The organism is Dyella marensis, from assembly GCF_900112865.1.
Lineage (GTDB): Bacteria > Pseudomonadota > Gammaproteobacteria > Xanthomonadales > Rhodanobacteraceae > Dyella_D > Dyella_D marensis_A.
The window spans coordinates 1-15,925 of sequence record NZ_FONH01000038.1 but is presented as its reverse complement, the minus strand read 5'-3'; the positions used below and the strand labels follow the sequence as shown (position 1 = coordinate 15,925).

Below are 15,925 nucleotides of genomic sequence, written 5' to 3'. Positions count from 1 at the left end.
GCGCCGCCGTCAGCGTCGTCTTGCCGTGGTCCACGTGACCGATCGTGCCGACGTTGACGTGCGGCTTGGTGCGTTCGAACTTACCCTTTGCCATGTCTCAAACCTCTGAAAGAACGTGTGTTGTAGAAGGAGGAAGACCTTATCAGGCCTTCTTGATGACCTGCTCGGCGATGTTGTTCGGCGCCTCGGCGTAATGGTCGAACTCCATCGTGAAGGTTGCGCGACCCTGGGTCAGCGAGCGGATGGTGGTCGCATAGCCGAACATCTCGCCGAGCGGCACCATCGCGTTGATGGTCTTGCCCGACGGCGTGTCGTCCTGGCCCTGCAGCAGGCCGCGACGACGGCTCAGATCGCCCATCACGTCACCGACGTAGTCTTCCGGCGTCACCACCTCGACCTTCATGATCGGCTCGAGCAGGACCGGATCGGCCTTGCGGAAGCCTTCCTTGAAGCCCATCGATGCGGCGATCTTGAACGCGGTTTCGGACGAATCGACGTCATGGTACGAACCGAACACCAGCTTGCACTTGATGCCCACCACCGGATAGCCGGCGAGCGGACCGCTGGAGATGGTTTCGCGCAGACCCTTTTCAACCGCCGGGATGAATTCCTTGGGAATCACACCGCCGGAAATCTCGTTGACGAACAGGAAATCGTCCTTGACGTTCGGGCTCTGCTTGTCCTCGTCGCTCATCGGCGACAGCTCGAGCACGACATGACCGTACTGGCCCTTGCCGCCCGACTGCTTGGCGTGCTTGTAGTCGGCCTTGACGTCGCTCTTGCGGATCGTCTCGCGGTAAGCCACCTGCGGCTTGCCGACGTTGGCCTCGACGTTGAACTCGCGACGCATGCGGTCGACGATGATGTCCAGGTGCAGCTCGCCCATGCCGGAGATGATGGTCTGGCCGGATTCCTCGTCCGTACGCACGCGGAAGGACGGATCCTCGGCGGCCAGGCGGCCCAGCGCGATGCCCATCTTTTCCTGGTCGGACTTGGTCTTCGGCTCGACCGCCATCGAGATCACCGGCTCCGGGAACGTCATGCGCTCCAGGGTGATCACGTGGTCCTGCGAGCACAGCGTATCGCCGGTCGTCACGTCCTTCAGGCCGACCGCCGCGGCGATGTCGCCGGCGCGGACTTCCTTGATTTCCTGACGCTCGTTCGCGTGCATCTGCAGGATGCGGCCGATGCGCTCCTTGCGCGACTTGATCGGGTTGTAGACCTGGTCGCCGGCGTTGAGCGTGCCCGAGTAGACGCGGAAGAACGTGAGCGAGCCGACGAACGGATCGGTCATGATCTTGAACGCCAGTGCGGAGAACGGCGCGGTGTCGTCGGCGCTGCGCGTGGCTTCCTTGTCGTCCTCGTCGGTGCCGGCGACCGGCGGACGGTCGGCGGGCGACGGCAGCAGGTTCACCACCGCGTCGAGCATCGCCTGGACGCCCTTGTTCTTGAACGCGGTACCGCAGTAGACCGGGATGATCTCGCTGGACAGCGTGCGCGCGCGCAAGCCGCTGACGATCTCTTCCTCGGAGAGGTCACCCTCTTCGAGGTACTTGTTCATCAGGTCTTCGGACGCTTCCGCGGCCGCCTCGACCATGAAGCTATGGGCTTCTTCGGCCTTTTCCTTCAGGTTGGCGGGGATGTCCTGGTACTCGAACTTCATGCCCTGGGACTCCATGTCCCACACGATCGACTTCATCTTGAGCAGGTCGATCACGCCCTCGAAGTTGTCCTCGGCGCCGATCGGCACCTGCATCGGCACCGGGTTGGCACCCAGGCGAGCCTTCAGCTGCTCGACGACCTTTTCGAAGTTGGCACCCGTGCGGTCCATCTTGTTGACGAACGCAAGGCGAGGCACGTGGTACTTGTTGGCCTGGCGCCACACGGTTTCCGACTGCGGCTGCACACCACCCACGGCACAAAGCACGAACACCGCACCGTCGAGCACGCGCAACGAACGCTCCACCTCGATGGTGAAGTCGACGTGCCCTGGCGTATCGATGATGTTGAAGCGGTGCTCGGGCAGGGAACGATCCATGCCCTTCCAGAACGCCGTCGTCGCCGCCGACGTAATGGTGATGCCGCGCTCCTGCTCCTGCTCCATCCAGTCCATGGTTGCCGCACCGTCATGCACCTCGCCAATCTTGTGACTGACGCCGGTGTAGAACAGGATGCGCTCCGTGGTCGTGGTCTTACCGGCATCGATGTGGGCCATGATGCCGAAGTTGCGATAGCGCTCGATGGGGGTGGTGCGTGCCACGGCAGTAACCTCGAATCTGTACTTTGCTTACCAGCGGTAGTGCGAGAAGGCCTTGTTGGCTTCAGCCATACGGTGCGTCTCTTCGCGCTTCTTGATCGCGCCACCGCGATTCTCGGAAGCCTCGAGCAGCTCGGCGGCCAGCTTGCGCGGCATCGAGGTCTCGCCGCGCTTGCGGGCGGACTCGATGGCCCAGCGCATGGCCAGCGCCATGCGGCGGCCGGAGCGGACTTCGACCGGCACCTGGTAAGTGGCACCACCCACGCGGCGGGACTTCACCTCGACCGCAGGAGCGATGTTATTGAGCGCCTTCTCGACCAGCGAGACCGGCTCGGCGTGCTTCTCGCCCAGGTGATCGAGCGCACCGTAGACGATGCTCTCGGCCACGGACTTCTTGCCGCTCTTCATCACCATGTTGATGAAGCGGGCGATCAGCTGGCTGCCATGCTTGGGGTCCGGCAGGACCAGGCGGGCGGGATGTGAACCTTTACGCGACATATCTCGTTGTCCTCTAGCTCTTTAGCTCTTCGGGCGCTTGGCGCCGTACTTGGAGCGCGACTGACGGCGCTTGGTGACGCCGGCGCAGTCGAGGCTGCCGCGCACCGTGTGATAACGCACACCCGGCAGATCCTTGACGCGGCCGCCGCGGATAAGCACCACCGAGTGCTCCTGCAGGTTGTGGCCTTCGCCGCCGATGTAGCTGATGACTTCGTAACCGTTGGTCAGGCGCACCTTGGCAACCTTACGCAGGGCCGAATTCGGCTTCTTCGGGGTGGTGGTGTAGACGCGCGTGCAAACGCCGCGGCGCTGCGGGCTGTTCTGCAGGGCCGGAGAAGCACTCTTGTAGCTCTTCGGGCTGCGGGACTTGCGCACCAACTGGTTGATAGTCGACATGCGTAACTTTTCCTGAGAAACATAAAGGCAGACCGAACCAGCTCGGTCTGCCAAGAAGCGGGAATTTAACATGGGCAGCTAGTCACAGACAAGCTGACGCCCTGCCCTCCATGACTCGAACACGAGGCGCAATCCTTGCGCCTCATTTCGTATGTCAGCGAGCAAGTCCCCGACGGGGCTTACTCCGAACCATTGTCGCTACCGACGGTGGCTTCCGCGAAGGAGACCGGGGAAGCGGTGCCGGAAAGGGTATCCAGCTCCGCGGCGGTCAGACCGCCCTGGCGACGACGCTGTGCGTGGTACGCCAGACCCGTACCTGCCGGGATGAGACGGCCGACAATAACATTTTCCTTCAGGCCTCGCAAGGTGTCGCGCGTGCCACGGACGGCCGCCTCGGTGAGGACGCGGGTCGTCTCCTGGAACGAAGCGGCCGAGATGAACGACTCGGTCGCCAGCGACGCCTTGGTGATGCCCAGCAGTACCGACTGGAAGTCCGTCGGACGCTCGTTGCGGGCGGTGGCGCGGTCGTTTTCCGCATTGATGCGGACCCGCTCCACCTGCTCGCCGCGCAGGTAATGACTGTCGCCCGGCTCGGTGATCTCAACTTTGCGCAGCATCTGGCGAATGATCGTTTCGATGTGCTTGTCGTTGATCTTCACGCCCTGCAGGCGGTAGACGTCCTGGATTTCCTTGACCAGGTACGAAGCCAGCGGCTCGACACCCAGCAGGCGCAGGATGTCGTGCGGATTCGGCTCGCCGTCCACCACGGTTTCGCCCTTCTCCACGTGCTCGCCTTCGAACACGATGACCTGGCGCCACTTCGGGATCAGCTCCTCGTGCTCGTTGCCGTCGGAGTCCTTGATGATCAGGCGCTGCTTGCCCTTGGTGTCCTTGCCGAAGCTGACCACGCCGGAGCGCTCGGCCAGGATCGCCGGCTCCTTCGGCTTGCGCGCCTCGAACAGGTCGGCCACGCGGGGCAGACCGCCGGTGATGTCGCGGGTCTTGGAGGTTTCCTGCGGGATACGGGCGACCACGTCGCCCACGCCCACTTCGGCGCCGTTCTGGATCGACACGATCGCGCCGGCCGGGAGCATGTACTGCGCCGGCACGTCGGTGCCCGGCAGCTTGAGCTCACGGCCCTTGCTGTCTTCCAGGCGGACGATCGGGCGCAGGTCCTTGGCCGCGGTGCCGCGACGCTTCGGATCGGTCACCACCGCCGATTCCAGGCCGGTCAGCTCGTCGGTCTGGCTCTGCACGGTGACGCCATCGATGAAGTCGATGAAGCGCACGGTACCGGCCACTTCCGACACGATCGGATGGGTATGCGGATCCCAGTTGGCCACGGTCTGGCCGGCCTTGACCGGGTCGCCGTCCTTGACCGCGATGGTGGCGCCGTAAGGCACCTTGTAGCGCTCGCGCTCGCGGCCGTTGGCGTCGATCACCGACACTTCGCCCGAACGCGACACCGCCACCAGATGACCCTGAGCGTGCTGCACGGTCTTGAGGTTGTTGAACTTCAGCGTGCCGGTGGTCTTCACCGTCACGTTGTCCACCGCCGCCGCACGCGAAGCCGCACCACCGATGTGGAACGTACGCATGGTCAGCTGGGTGCCGGGTTCGCCGATCGACTGCGCGGCGACCACGCCCACGGCCTCGCCCATGTTGACCAGGTGGCCACGGGCCAGGTCGCGGCCGTAGCACAGCGCGCACACGCCATGCGAAGCCTGACAGGTGATCGGCGAGCGCACCTTGATCGACTGCACGCCGGCCTTGTCGAGCTTTTCGACCAGGGCTTCGTCCAGCAGGGTGTCGCGGGTGACGATCGGCTCGTTGTCTTCGCCGGGGCCGTAGACGTCCTCGACCACCACGCGGCCGAGCACGCGCTCGCGCAGCGGCTCGACCACGTCGCCGCCTTCCACGATCGGCTGCATGATGACGCCGTCCTCGGTGCCGCAGTCGAGCGAGGTGATCACCACGTCCTGCGCCACGTCCACCAGGCGGCGGGTCAGGTAACCCGAGTTGGCGGTCTTCAGCGCCGTATCCGCGAGACCCTTACGGGCACCGTGGGTGGAGTTGAAGTACTGCAGCACGTTCAGGCCTTCGCGGAAGTTGGCCTTGATCGGGGTTTCGATGATCGAGCCGTCCGGGCGGGCCATCAGGCCGCGCATGCCGGCCAGCTGGCGAATCTGCGCCACCGAACCACGGGCGCCGGAGTCGGCCATGATGTACAGCGAGTTCATCGACTTCTGCGCGACGATCTCGCCCTTGGCATTGGTGACCTTCTCGGTACCGATGCCGTCGATCATCGCCTTGGCCACCAGCTCGTTGGTGCGCGACCAGATGTCGACCACCTTGTTGTAGCGCTCGCCGGCGGTGACCAGGCCCGACTGGTACTGCTCCTGGATCTCGACCACTTCCTTCTCGGCCTCTTCCAGGATCGGCTTCTTCTGCTCGGGGATGATCATGTCATCGATGCCGATGGAGATGCCGGCGCGGGTCGCGAAGCGGAAGCCGGTGTACATCAGCTTGTCCGCGAACACCACGGTGTCCTTCAGGCCCAGCAGGCGGTAGCTGGAGTTGATCAGGCGCGAGATGGCCTTCTTGGTCAGCTCGGTGTTGGCCAGCGCGAACGGCAGGCCTTCCGGCAGGATCTCGGCCAGCAGGGCGCGACCGACGGTGGTCTCGGCCAGCTGCACGGAGCTGGTGCGAGTGCCTTCCTCGTCGATCTGGGTGACCTTCATGCGCACCTTGATCTTGGCGTGCAGCTCCACCGCGCGGTTGTCGTAGGCGCGGCGCACTTCGGTGATGCTCGAGAACACCATACCGGTGCCCTTCACGTTCACCAGCTCGCGGGTCATGTAGTACAGGCCCAGCACCACGTCCTGGGTCGGCACGATGATCGGCTCGCCGTTGGCGGGCGACAGGATGTTGTTCGACGACATCATCAGGGCGCGCGCTTCCAGCTGCGCCTCGATCGACAGCGGCACGTGCACGGCCATCTGGTCGCCGTCGAAGTCCGCGTTGAACGCGGTACAGACCAGCGGATGCAGCTGGATCGCCTTGCCTTCGATCAGCACCGGCTCGAACGCCTGGATGCCCAGGCGATGCAGGGTCGGCGCGCGGTTCAGCAGCACGGGATGCTCGCGGATCACGTCCTCGAGAATGTCCCACACCTGGCCTTCCTCACGCTCGACGAGCTTCTTGGCGGCCTTGATGGTGGTCGCTTCGCCGCGAGCCTGCAGCTTGGCGAAGATGAAGGGCTTGAACAGCTCCAGCGCCATCTTCTTCGGCAACCCGCACTGGTGCAGGCGCAGGGTCGGGCCCACCACGATCACCGAACGACCGGAGTAGTCCACGCGCTTGCCGAGCAGGTTCTGGCGGAAGCGGCCCTGCTTGCCCTTGATCATGTCGGCCAGCGACTTCAGCGCGCGCTTGTTGGTGCCGGTAATGGCACGGCCGCGGCGGCCGTTGTCGAGCAGCGCGTCGACCGATTCCTGCAGCATGCGCTTCTCGTTGCGCACGATGATGTCGGGCGCATTGAGTTCGAGCAGGCGCTTCAGGCGGTTGTTGCGGTTGATGACGCGGCGGTACAGGTCGTTGAGGTCGGAGGTCGCGAAGCGGCCGCCGTCCAGCGGGACCAGCGGGCGCAGGTCCGGCGGCAGCACCGGCAGCACGGTCAGCACCATCCACTCGGGACGGTTGCCGGACTCCAGGAACGCCTCGATCAGCTTCACGCGCTTGGTGAGGCGCTTGAGCTTGGTCTCGGAGTTGGTCGAGGAGATCTCTTCCTTCAGGCGCACCACTTCGCCCGGCAGGTCGAGCGACTTCAGCAGCTCGTACACCGCCTCGGCGCCCATGCGCGCGTCGAACTCGTCGCCGTGCTCTTCCACCGCCTCGAGGTACTGGTCCTCGCTGAGCAGCTGGCCGCGCTCGAGCGCGGTCAGGCCCGGATCGATCACCACGAAGGCTTCGAAGTACAGGATGCGCTCGATGTCGCGCAGGGTCATGTCCAGCATCAGGCCGATGCGCGACGGCAGCGACTTGAGGAACCAGATGTGCGCGGTCGGGCTGGCCAGCTCGATGTGGCCCATGCGCTCGCGGCGCACCTTGGCCAGGGTGACCTCGGTGCCACACTTCTCGCAGACCACGCCGCGGTGCTTCATGCGCTTGTACTTGCCGCACAGGCACTCGTAGTCCTTCACCGGGCCGAAGATGGCGGCGCAGAACAGGCCGTCGCGCTCCGGCTTGAAGGTGCGGTAGTTGATGGTCTCGGGCTTCTTGACTTCACCGTACGACCAGGAACGGATCAACTCCGGCGAGGCCAGCGCGATCTTGATCGAGTCAAAATCGGGCGTGGCGCGCTGCTGGTTGAACAGATTGAGCAAATCTTTCATTGCATAAGCTCCTGTAACCCAGGGGTTACTTGATCTCTTCCAGGTCGATGTCGATGCCGAGCGAGCGGATTTCCTTCACGAGCACGTTGAAGGACTCCGGCATGCCGGCCGCCATCTCGTGGTTGCCGTCGACGATGTTCTTGTACATCTGGTTGCGGCCCTGCACGTCGTCGGACTTCACCGTCAGCATTTCCTGCAGGGTGTAGGCCGCGCCGTAGGCTTCCAGCGCCCAGACTTCCATTTCGCCGAAGCGCTGGCCGCCGAACTGCGCCTTGCCGCCCAGCGGCTGCTGAGTGACGAGCGAGTACGGACCGGTGGAGCGCGCGTGCATCTTGTCGTCGACCAGGTGGTTCAGCTTCAGGTAGTGCATGTAGCCGACGGTGACCGGGCGATCGAACGCTTCGCCGGTGCGGCCGTCGAACAGCGTGGTCTGGCCCGACTCGGGCAGATCCGCCAGCTTCAGCATCGCCTTCAGTTCGGATTCCTCGGCGCCGTCGAACACCGGCGTGGCCATCGGCACGCCTTCCTGCAGGTTGTTCGCCAGGGTGAAGATCTCTTCGTCGGTCAGCGACTTCAGGTCGACGTGCTGCACGGCGCCAGCCACATGGTGGTTGTAGATCTGGTCGAGGAACTCGCGGATCTGCGCCACCTTGGCCTGCGCTTCGAGCATCTTCTGGATCTTCTTGCCCAGGCCCTTCGCGGCCCAGCCAAGATGCACTTCCAGAATCTGGCCGATGTTCATACGCGACGGCACGCCCAGCGGGTTCAGCACGATGTCGACCGAGGTGCCGTCCGCCATGAACGGCATGTCCTCGACCGGCACCACGTTGGACACCACGCCCTTGTTGCCGTGACGGCCGGCCATCTTGTCGCCCGGCTGGATGCGGCGCTTCACGGCCAGGAACACCTTGACCATCTTCAGCACGCCCGGCGCGAGGTCGTCGCCCTGGGTGATCTTGCCCTGCTTCTCCTTGAAGCGCTTCTCGAACTCCTCCTTGTGGCGCTTGACCTGGTCGGCCGCGCGCTCGAGGAACTCGGTGACGTCCTCGTCCTTGACGTTGACCTTGAACCAGTCGTCCTTCTTCAGGCCGTCCAGGTAGGCGTCGGTGACTTCGGCGCCACGCTTGAGGCCGCCCGGGCCGCTGTTGGCGATCTTGCCGACCAGCTGCGTGCGCATGCGGTTGTAGATCGCGCCCTCGAGGATGCGGAACTGGTCGTCAAGATCCTTGCGGATGCGCTTGACTTCCATTTCCTCGATCTGCTTCGCGCGCTTGTCCTTCTCGATGCCGTCGCGGGTGAAGACCTGCACGTCGATGACGGTGCCGTCCATGCCCGGCGGCACGCGCAGCGAGCTGTCCTTCACGTCGGACGCCTTCTCGCCGAAGATCGCGCGCAGCAGCTTCTCCTCCGGGGTCAGCTGGCTCTCGCCCTTGGGCGTGACCTTGCCGACCAGGATGTCGCCGGCCTTCACCTCGGCGCCGATGTACACGATGCCGGACTCGTCGAGGCGGGCCAGCGCCTGCTCACCCACGTTCGGGATGTCGGCGGTGATTTCCTCGGCGCCCAGCTTGGTGTCGCGCGCGATGCAGGCCAGCTCCTCGATGTGGATCGAGGTGTAGCGGTCTTCCTGCACGACGCGCTCGGACAGCAGGATCGAGTCTTCGAAGTTGTAGCCGTTCCACGGCATGAAGGCGATCAGCATGTTCTGGCCGAGCGCGAGCTCGCCCAGGTCGGTCGACGAACCGTCGGCCAGCGTATCGCCCTTCGCCACCACGTCGCCCACGTTCACCAGCGGACGCTGGTTGAGGTTGGTGTTCTGGTTGGAACGGGTGTACTTGGTCAGCGTATAGATATCGACGCCGGCGTCGTTGTCGCCGACCTCGCTCTCGTTGACGCGCACCACGATACGGCCGGCGTCGACCTGGTCGATCACGCCGCCGCGCTTGGCGGTGACGATGACGCCCGAGTCGCGCGCCACGGCGCGCTCGATGCCGGTGCCCACCAGCGGGGTCTGCGAACGCAGCGTCGGCACGGCCTGGCGCTGCATGTTCGCGCCCATCAGCGCGCGGTTCGCGTCATCGTGCTCCAGGAACGGCACCAGCGCCGCCGCGACCGACACGGTCTGCATCGGCGAGACGTCCATGTAGCCGACTTCGGAAGCCGGGCGCAGCTCGGACTCGCCGCGGAAACGGCAGGACACGAAGTCTTCGACGAAGCGGCCGTCCTTCAACGGCGAGTTCGCCTGGGCGATCACGTGGTCGCCCTCTTCGATCGCCGACAGGTAATCGACCTTGTCGGTAACCTTGCCGTTCTCGACCTTGCGGTACGGCGTCTCCAGGAAGCCGTAGGCGTTGGTGCGGGCGTACACGGCCAGCGAGTTGATCAGGCCGATGTTCGGGCCTTCCGGCGTTTCGATGGTGCAGACGCGGCCGTAATGGGTCGGGTGCACGTCGCGCACTTCGAAGCCGGCACGCTCGCGGGTCAGGCCGCCCGGGCCGAGGGCCGAGACGCGGCGCTTGTGCGTCACTTCCGACAGCGGGTTGTTCTGGTCCATGAACTGGCTGAGCTGCGAGGAGCCGAAGAACTCCTTCACCGCCGCCGCGACCGGCTTGGCGTTGATCAGTTCCTGCGGGGTCAGGCCCTCGGACTCGGCCAGCGACAGGCGCTCGCGCACGGCGCGCTCGACGCGCACCAGGCCGATGCGGAAGGTGTTCTCGGCCATCTCGCCGACCGAACGCACGCGGCGGTTGCCGAGGTGGTCGATGTCGTCGACCGTGCCGTGGCCGTTCTTGATGTCGATCAGCACCTTCAGCACGTCGAGGATGTCGGAGCTGTCGCCCTGCGACTGCACCAGGCTCTGGGCTTCCTCTTCCTTGCGCTCGCCGAAGTACTTGTGGTCGTACAGCACGCCCGGACCGACGATCTCCTTGCGGCCGACGCGACGGTTGAACTTCATGCGGCCCACGGCCGACAGGTCGTAGCGGTCGAAGGTGAAGAACAGGTTGTAGAACAGGTTCTGCGCGGCGTCCTTGGTCGGCGGCTCGCCCGGGCGCATCATGCGGTAGATCTCCACCAGCGCCTCGAGCTGCGTCTTGGTGTTGTCGATGCGCAGGGTGTGCGAGATATAGGCGCCGCGGTCGAGGTCGTTCACGTACAGGGTCGGCACCGTCTCGATGCCGGCCTTGCGGAAGTTCTCGAGCTGGTCGGCGGTGATCTCGTCGTTGGCCGAGGCCAGCAGCTCGCCGGTCTTGGCGTCAACGATGTCGATCGCCAGGATGCGGCCGACCGGGTAGTCGTCCGGCACTTCCAGCGCGGTGATGTTCTCGGCGGCCAGCTGGCGGACGTGGCGCGCGGTGATGCGCTTGCCGGCTTCCACCAGCACCTTGTCGCCCACGACCAGGTCGAAGGTCAGCGTTTCGCCGCGCAGGCGCTCGGCGACGAGCTCCAGCGTGGTGCCGCCCTTCTTGCCCAGGTGGAACACGTTGTGCTCGAAGAAGATGCTCAGCATCTCTTCGTTGGCATAGCCCAGCGCGCGCAGCAGCACCGTCACCGGCAGCTTGCGGCGACGGTCGATACGGGTATACAGCGCGTCCTTCGGGTCGAACTCGAAGTCCAGCCAGGAGCCGCGGTAGGGAATCACGCGGGCCGAGAACAGCAGCTTGCCGGAGCTGTGCGTCTTGCCGCGGTCGTGATCGAAGAACACGCCCGGCGAACGATGCAGCTGCGAGACGATGACGCGCTCGGTGCCGTTGATGATGAAGGTGCCGGTGTCGGTCATGAGCGGGATCTCGCCCATGTAGACCTCCTGCTCCTTCACGTACTTGACGGCCTTCTTCGACGCCGGGCTGTCCTTGTCATAGATGACCAGGCGCACGGTGACGCGCAGCGGCGCGCCGAAAGTCATGCCGCGGTTGCGGCATTCGCGCTCGTCGAACGCGGGCTCGCCCAGTCGATAGTCGACGTACTCCAGCGCCGCATTGCCGGAATAGCTGACGATCGGGAAGACCGACTTCAGCGCGGCGTGCAGACCCTTGTCGTCGCGCTGCTTCGGCGCGACCTGCTCCTGCAGGAACTCACGGTAGGAATCGGTCTGGATGGTCAGCAGGTTCGGCACGCCCAGTACAGGGGGACGCTTGCCGAAATCCTTGCGGATGCGCTTCTTCTCGGTAAACGAGTAGGTCATGGTGGGTACCGCCTCGGTTCGCAGTGACGCCGGTGGTGCACACACCGGCTGAATGGAATTGCAGGGAATCGAGAATAGGGAATCGTCAATCGGCGAGAGCTACGCCGGGTTTTCCGATTCCCTATTCTCCATTCCCTATTCCCGCTTCATTTAAAGCAGGCAAAGCCCGGGAGCTTTCGCTCCCAGGCTTGCTTGACGCTGGATCAAACTGACGGCGCGCAAGAGCGCCGATTACTTCAGTTCGACCGTGGCGCCGGCAGCTTCGAGGTCCTTCTTGAACTTCGCAGCGTCGTCCTTCGAAGCGGCTTCCTTCACGACGCCACCGGCCTCGGTCAGGTCCTTCGCTTCCTTCAGGCCCAGGCCGGTGATGGCGCGGACGGCCTTGATCACGTCGACCTTCTTGTCGCCGGCGCTCTTCAGGATGACGTCGAACTCGGTCTGCTCTTCGGCAGCCGGGCCAGCGGCGGCCGGGCCGGTGGCCATCATGACCGGGGCGGCGGCGGACACGCCAAACTTCTCTTCGATGGCCTTCACCAGCTCCATCACTTCCATCAGCGACTTGGCGGCGACGGCTTCAACGATCTGTTCGTTGGTCAGGGACATTTTGATTACCTCTGGAAATTGATTCGGTTAGAAACTGCGTCGAACTGAACGATCAAGCTTCGGCCGCGGCCGGGGCCGCTTCGGTTTCACCGCCACCCTGCTTGTCGGCCACGGCCTTGACGGCGCGGGCGAACATCGCAGCGGGCTCGGCCAGCACGCGGGCCAGCATGGCGAGGGCTTCTTCGCGGGTCGGCAGCGAGGCCAGCACGTCCACATGGGCGGCGGGCAGCAGCTTGCCTTCCACGGAGACGACCCGGGGCTTGAGCTTTTCGTTGGTCTTGGCGAATTCCTTGATCAGGCGACCGGCAGCGCCGGGCTCCTCCATCGAGAACGCGTACAGCAGCGGACCGGTGAGGGCGTCCTTGACGACCTCGAACCCGGTACCGCCGACAGCGCGCGAAGCCAGCGTGTTCTTGACGACTTTCAGGAACACGCCGCTCTCGCGGGCCTTCTTGCGCATCGCGGTCATCTGTTCGACCGTGGTGCCCGCGTACTCGGCAGCGACCAAGGAGTGCGCCTTCGCGGCAATTTCTGCCAGTTCGGCGACGACTTCTTGCTTCTGAGAGAGATTCAGAGCCATATCACTCCTCCACTTTGAAATCCGCTTGCGACTCCTGCCGCTTGCGGTCCTGGGCGACGCCTTCCGTGACGTCGGGGATCCAAGAGATCCCGGGTGGTGGCCTTTCCAGAACAGTTCCAGAAGGGGCAGCACCATCTGCGCAGGCCGGATCCGCAAGGGAACCGATTAAGCGAACCCGCTGGCGACGACGGCGGTTCCATGCCAGTACGAGCTCCCTGCTCGTCGTCGTCGCGCGCTGATCGCGCCTGCGGTCTTTGACGGCGGCACCGGCACGAACCGGCACCTGCCCTCAAAAACGTGCCTGCGCCGGCTGGGCCGGCGCAGGACTTGATGTCTTACTTGGCCGAGACCGCCACGGTGGAGGTATCGACCGGAACGCCCACGCCCATCGTGCTGGACAGGGCGATCTTCTGCAGGTACTGGCCCTTCGCCGTGGAAGGCTTGGCCTTCAGCAGGTCGGCGATGAGCGCATTGAGGTTGTCGGCAAGCTGCGCCGCCTCGAAGTTGGCCTTGCCGATGGTGGCGTGGATGATGCCCGCCTTGTCGTTGCGGAACTTCACCTGGCCGGCCTTGGCGTTCTTCACCGCGGTGGCGACGTCGGCGGTGACCGAGCCGTCCTTCGGGTTCGGCATCAGGCCGCGCGGGCCGAGCAGCTGGCCCAGCTTGCCGACCACGCGCATCGCGTCCGGCGTGGCGATCACGCGACCGAAGTCGAGGTCGCCGGCCTGCATGCGCTCGGCCAGGTCGTCCATGCCGACGGCGTCGGCGCCGGCGGCCTTGGCGGCCTCGGCCTTCTCACCGGCCGGCACGAACACGGCGACCTTGATGGTCTTGCCGGTGCCGTGCGGCAGCAGCGAGGAGCCGCGCACACCCTGGTCGGACTTCTTCGCATCGATGCCGAGGCGGACGGCGACGTCCACGGACTCGGCGAACTTCGCCTTGGCGTTGTTCTTGACGATGTTCAGGGCTTCTTCCAGGCCATACAGCTTGCCCGGCTGCACCGCCGCCTGGGCGGCCTTCAAACGCTTGGTGATCTTTGCCATGTCTTAACCCTCCACCACGAAGCCCATGCTGCGGGCGCTACCGGCAATGGTGCGCACCGCGGCATCCAGATCGGCAGCCGTCAGATCCGGCTCCTTCTGCTTCGCAACGTCTTCCAGCTGCTTGCGGCTGATCTTGCCGACCTTGTCGGTGTTCGGCTTGGACGAGCCCTTGGCGATGCCCGTGACCTTCTTGATCAGGACGCTGGCCGGCGGGGTCTTGGTGATGAAGGTGAAGCTACGGTCCGAATAGGCCGTGATGATCACGGGAATCGGCATGCCCGGTTCCATCTTCTGCGTGGCGGCATTGAACGCCTTGCAGAATTCCATGATGTTCAGGCCGCGCTGGCCGAGGGCGGGGCCCACCGGCGGCGACGGGTTGGCCTGGCCGGCCTTGACCTGCAGCTTGATATAACCGACGACTTTCTTTGCCATTGGATTTTCCTCGCGAGTTCGGGCGCCTTGCGGCTCCTCGCAGTGCACATTCCCTGGATGGAGGGCGGCCCGCGCTCCAGCGGACCGAGAAATACGGACACGCCGAGCGAAATGCCCCGGCGTGAACCGCGTAGTTTACGGAGTGATCAAGTTTTAAGCAAGCCCCGTGCCGGGGCTTGCGTCAGGCCTTCTCGACCTGTCCGAATTCGAGCTCGACCGGGGTCGAACGACCGAAGATGAGCACCGCGACGCGCAGGCGGCTCTTCTCGTAGTTGACTTCCTCGACCACGCCGTTGAAGTCGTTGAAGGGGCCGTCGGTCACGCGGACCATTTCACCCGGCTCAAACAGGACCTTGGGCTTCGGCTTCTCCACACCCTCGCGGACGCGACTGAGGATGTTGTCGGCTTCGCTGTCGCGGATCGGCAGCGGGCGGTCGGCGGTGCCGCCGATGAAGCCCATCACCTTGGGAGTTTCCTTCACCAGGTGCCAGCACTCATCGTCGATCCGCGGGGCCTTGCCCTCGGTGTCGGTCTCGATCTGCACCAGCACATAGCCCGGGAAGAACTTGCGATCGCTGCGGCGCTTCTGGCCGCCGCGCATCTCGATCACTTCCTCGGTCGGCACCAGCACTTCGCCGAACCTTTCTTCCATGCCGGCGCGCTGAATGCGCTCGACCAGCGACTTGCGCACCTGGTTCTCGAAGCCCGAATAGGCGTGCACCACATACCAACGCTTGCTCATGCCCTTTACCTCACGAACCCAGCTTGAGCAGCCAGTCGAGCACGACCGACTTAAGGATGAGATCGATCACGCCCAGCAGCAGGGAGAGAACGATCACCACGACGATGATGATGCCGGTGGTCTTCAGCGTCTCGTCACGCGTCGGCCAGACCACCTTGCGCATTTCGAACTGGGACTCGCCCAGGAACGAGCGGACGCGGCGACCGAGCGCCGTCGTGGCCGCAATACCCAGAGCAGCCACCAGGGCCACCAGCACGCCGACCAGGCGCACCGAGGCGGGGATGCTCGTGTCGTTGCTGAACCAGGAATAGGCCACGATACCGGCGACCAGCACCAGCACGGCAAGCACCAGCTTGGCGATGTCGGCGGCGCCCGCCTCCTTGAGGTTAGCGCCCTTGGTCTGTTCTGCCTTGGTATTCATGCACGCGATCGGATAGGAGCCGGCAACCGGGCCCCGAAGCCCCGGATACCACTCGCCACCCGTCTTAGGTCCTCGGGAAGGTGGCACGCCAGGAGGGACTCGAACCCCCAACCTGCGGTTTTGGAGACCGCTGCTCTGCCAATTGAGCTACTGGCGTACGTTTGAAAATCAGTGGAGTCGCACGCCTGGCCTGCCGTGAGCTGCCGCCTTCGCGGCGAGGACGGAAGGGGTTCCTTCCGTCCCTGTCTCACAGCCCGCTCGGCGGGCGACTCCCAATGTTACTACTTACTTGGTGATCTTGGCGACGACGCCGGCGCCGACGGTGCGGCCGCCTTCGCGGATCGCGAAGCGCAGGCCGTCCGTCATCGCGATCGGC

Annotated in this window: 12 protein-coding genes, 1 tRNA gene and 1 pseudogene; all 14 read right to left on the bottom strand. The window is 64.6% G+C overall.

The genetic code is table 11. The features are described 5' to 3' along the window. Positions 1-94, bottom strand: a 94-nt coding sequence (locus tag BM172_RS21705; RefSeq protein WP_005434227.1) for a GTP-binding protein, incomplete at its 3' end; no start/stop codon positions are given. Positions 95-142: 48 nt separating this feature from the next. After that, positions 143-2,260: an elongation factor G gene (gene fusA, locus BM172_RS21700; protein WP_026633429.1), complete on the bottom strand. Its 2,118-nt coding sequence runs from the start codon at positions 2,258-2,260 to the stop codon at positions 143-145. A 27-nt stretch (positions 2,261-2,287) separates the two neighbouring features. Next, positions 2,288-2,755: a 30S ribosomal protein S7 gene (gene rpsG / locus BM172_RS21695; RefSeq protein WP_026633430.1), complete on the bottom strand. Its 468-nt coding sequence runs from the start codon at positions 2,753-2,755 to the stop codon at positions 2,288-2,290. A gap of 21 nt (positions 2,756-2,776) precedes the next feature. Beyond that, positions 2,777-3,151 (bottom strand): 30S ribosomal protein S12, encoded by a 375-nt coding sequence (rpsL, locus tag BM172_RS21690; RefSeq protein WP_026633431.1) that lies wholly within the window; start codon positions 3,149-3,151, stop codon positions 2,777-2,779. 179 nt (positions 3,152-3,330) lie between these two features. Beyond that, positions 3,331-7,545 carry a DNA-directed RNA polymerase subunit beta' gene (gene rpoC / locus BM172_RS21685; RefSeq protein ID WP_026633432.1) on the bottom strand — a complete coding sequence of 1,405 codons (4,215 nt, stop codon included), beginning with the start codon at positions 7,543-7,545 and terminating at the stop codon, positions 3,331-3,333. A gap of 25 nt (positions 7,546-7,570) precedes the next feature. Beyond that, positions 7,571-11,728 (bottom strand): DNA-directed RNA polymerase subunit beta, encoded by a 4,158-nt coding sequence (gene rpoB, locus BM172_RS21680; RefSeq protein ID WP_026633433.1) that lies wholly within the window; start codon positions 11,726-11,728, stop codon positions 7,571-7,573. 231 nt (positions 11,729-11,959) lie between these two features. Beyond that, a complete protein-coding gene (gene rplL / locus BM172_RS21675) occupies positions 11,960-12,331 on the bottom strand; it encodes a 50S ribosomal protein L7/L12 (RefSeq protein ID WP_026633434.1) in 372 nt (123 codons plus the stop codon). Positions 12,332-12,383: 52 nt separating this feature from the next. Beyond that, positions 12,384-12,911, bottom strand: coding sequence for a 50S ribosomal protein L10 (rplJ, locus tag BM172_RS21670; RefSeq protein WP_026633435.1), 528 nt, complete (start codon positions 12,909-12,911; stop codon positions 12,384-12,386). Positions 12,912-13,246: 335 nt separating this feature from the next. After that, on the bottom strand, positions 13,247-13,954 hold the full coding sequence (rplA, locus tag BM172_RS21665) for a 50S ribosomal protein L1 (RefSeq protein ID WP_026633436.1): 708 nt from the start codon (positions 13,952-13,954) through the stop codon (positions 13,247-13,249). 3 nt (positions 13,955-13,957) lie between these two features. Further along, positions 13,958-14,386 (bottom strand): 50S ribosomal protein L11, encoded by a 429-nt coding sequence (gene rplK, locus BM172_RS21660; RefSeq protein WP_026633437.1) that lies wholly within the window; start codon positions 14,384-14,386, stop codon positions 13,958-13,960. A gap of 181 nt (positions 14,387-14,567) precedes the next feature. Further along, positions 14,568-15,128 carry a transcription termination/antitermination protein NusG gene (nusG, locus tag BM172_RS21655; protein WP_026633438.1) on the bottom strand — a complete coding sequence of 187 codons (561 nt, stop codon included), beginning with the start codon at positions 15,126-15,128 and terminating at the stop codon, positions 14,568-14,570. Between the two features lie 10 nt (positions 15,129-15,138). Beyond that, a complete protein-coding gene (secE, locus tag BM172_RS21650) occupies positions 15,139-15,549 on the bottom strand; it encodes a preprotein translocase subunit SecE (RefSeq protein ID WP_026633439.1) in 411 nt (136 codons plus the stop codon). 81 nt (positions 15,550-15,630) lie between these two features. Beyond that, positions 15,631-15,706: transfer RNA gene (locus tag BM172_RS21645), tRNA-Trp, on the bottom strand. A gap of 128 nt (positions 15,707-15,834) precedes the next feature. Continuing rightward, positions 15,835-15,925: pseudogene (locus BM172_RS21640) on the bottom strand (hypothetical protein); the annotation flags it as partial.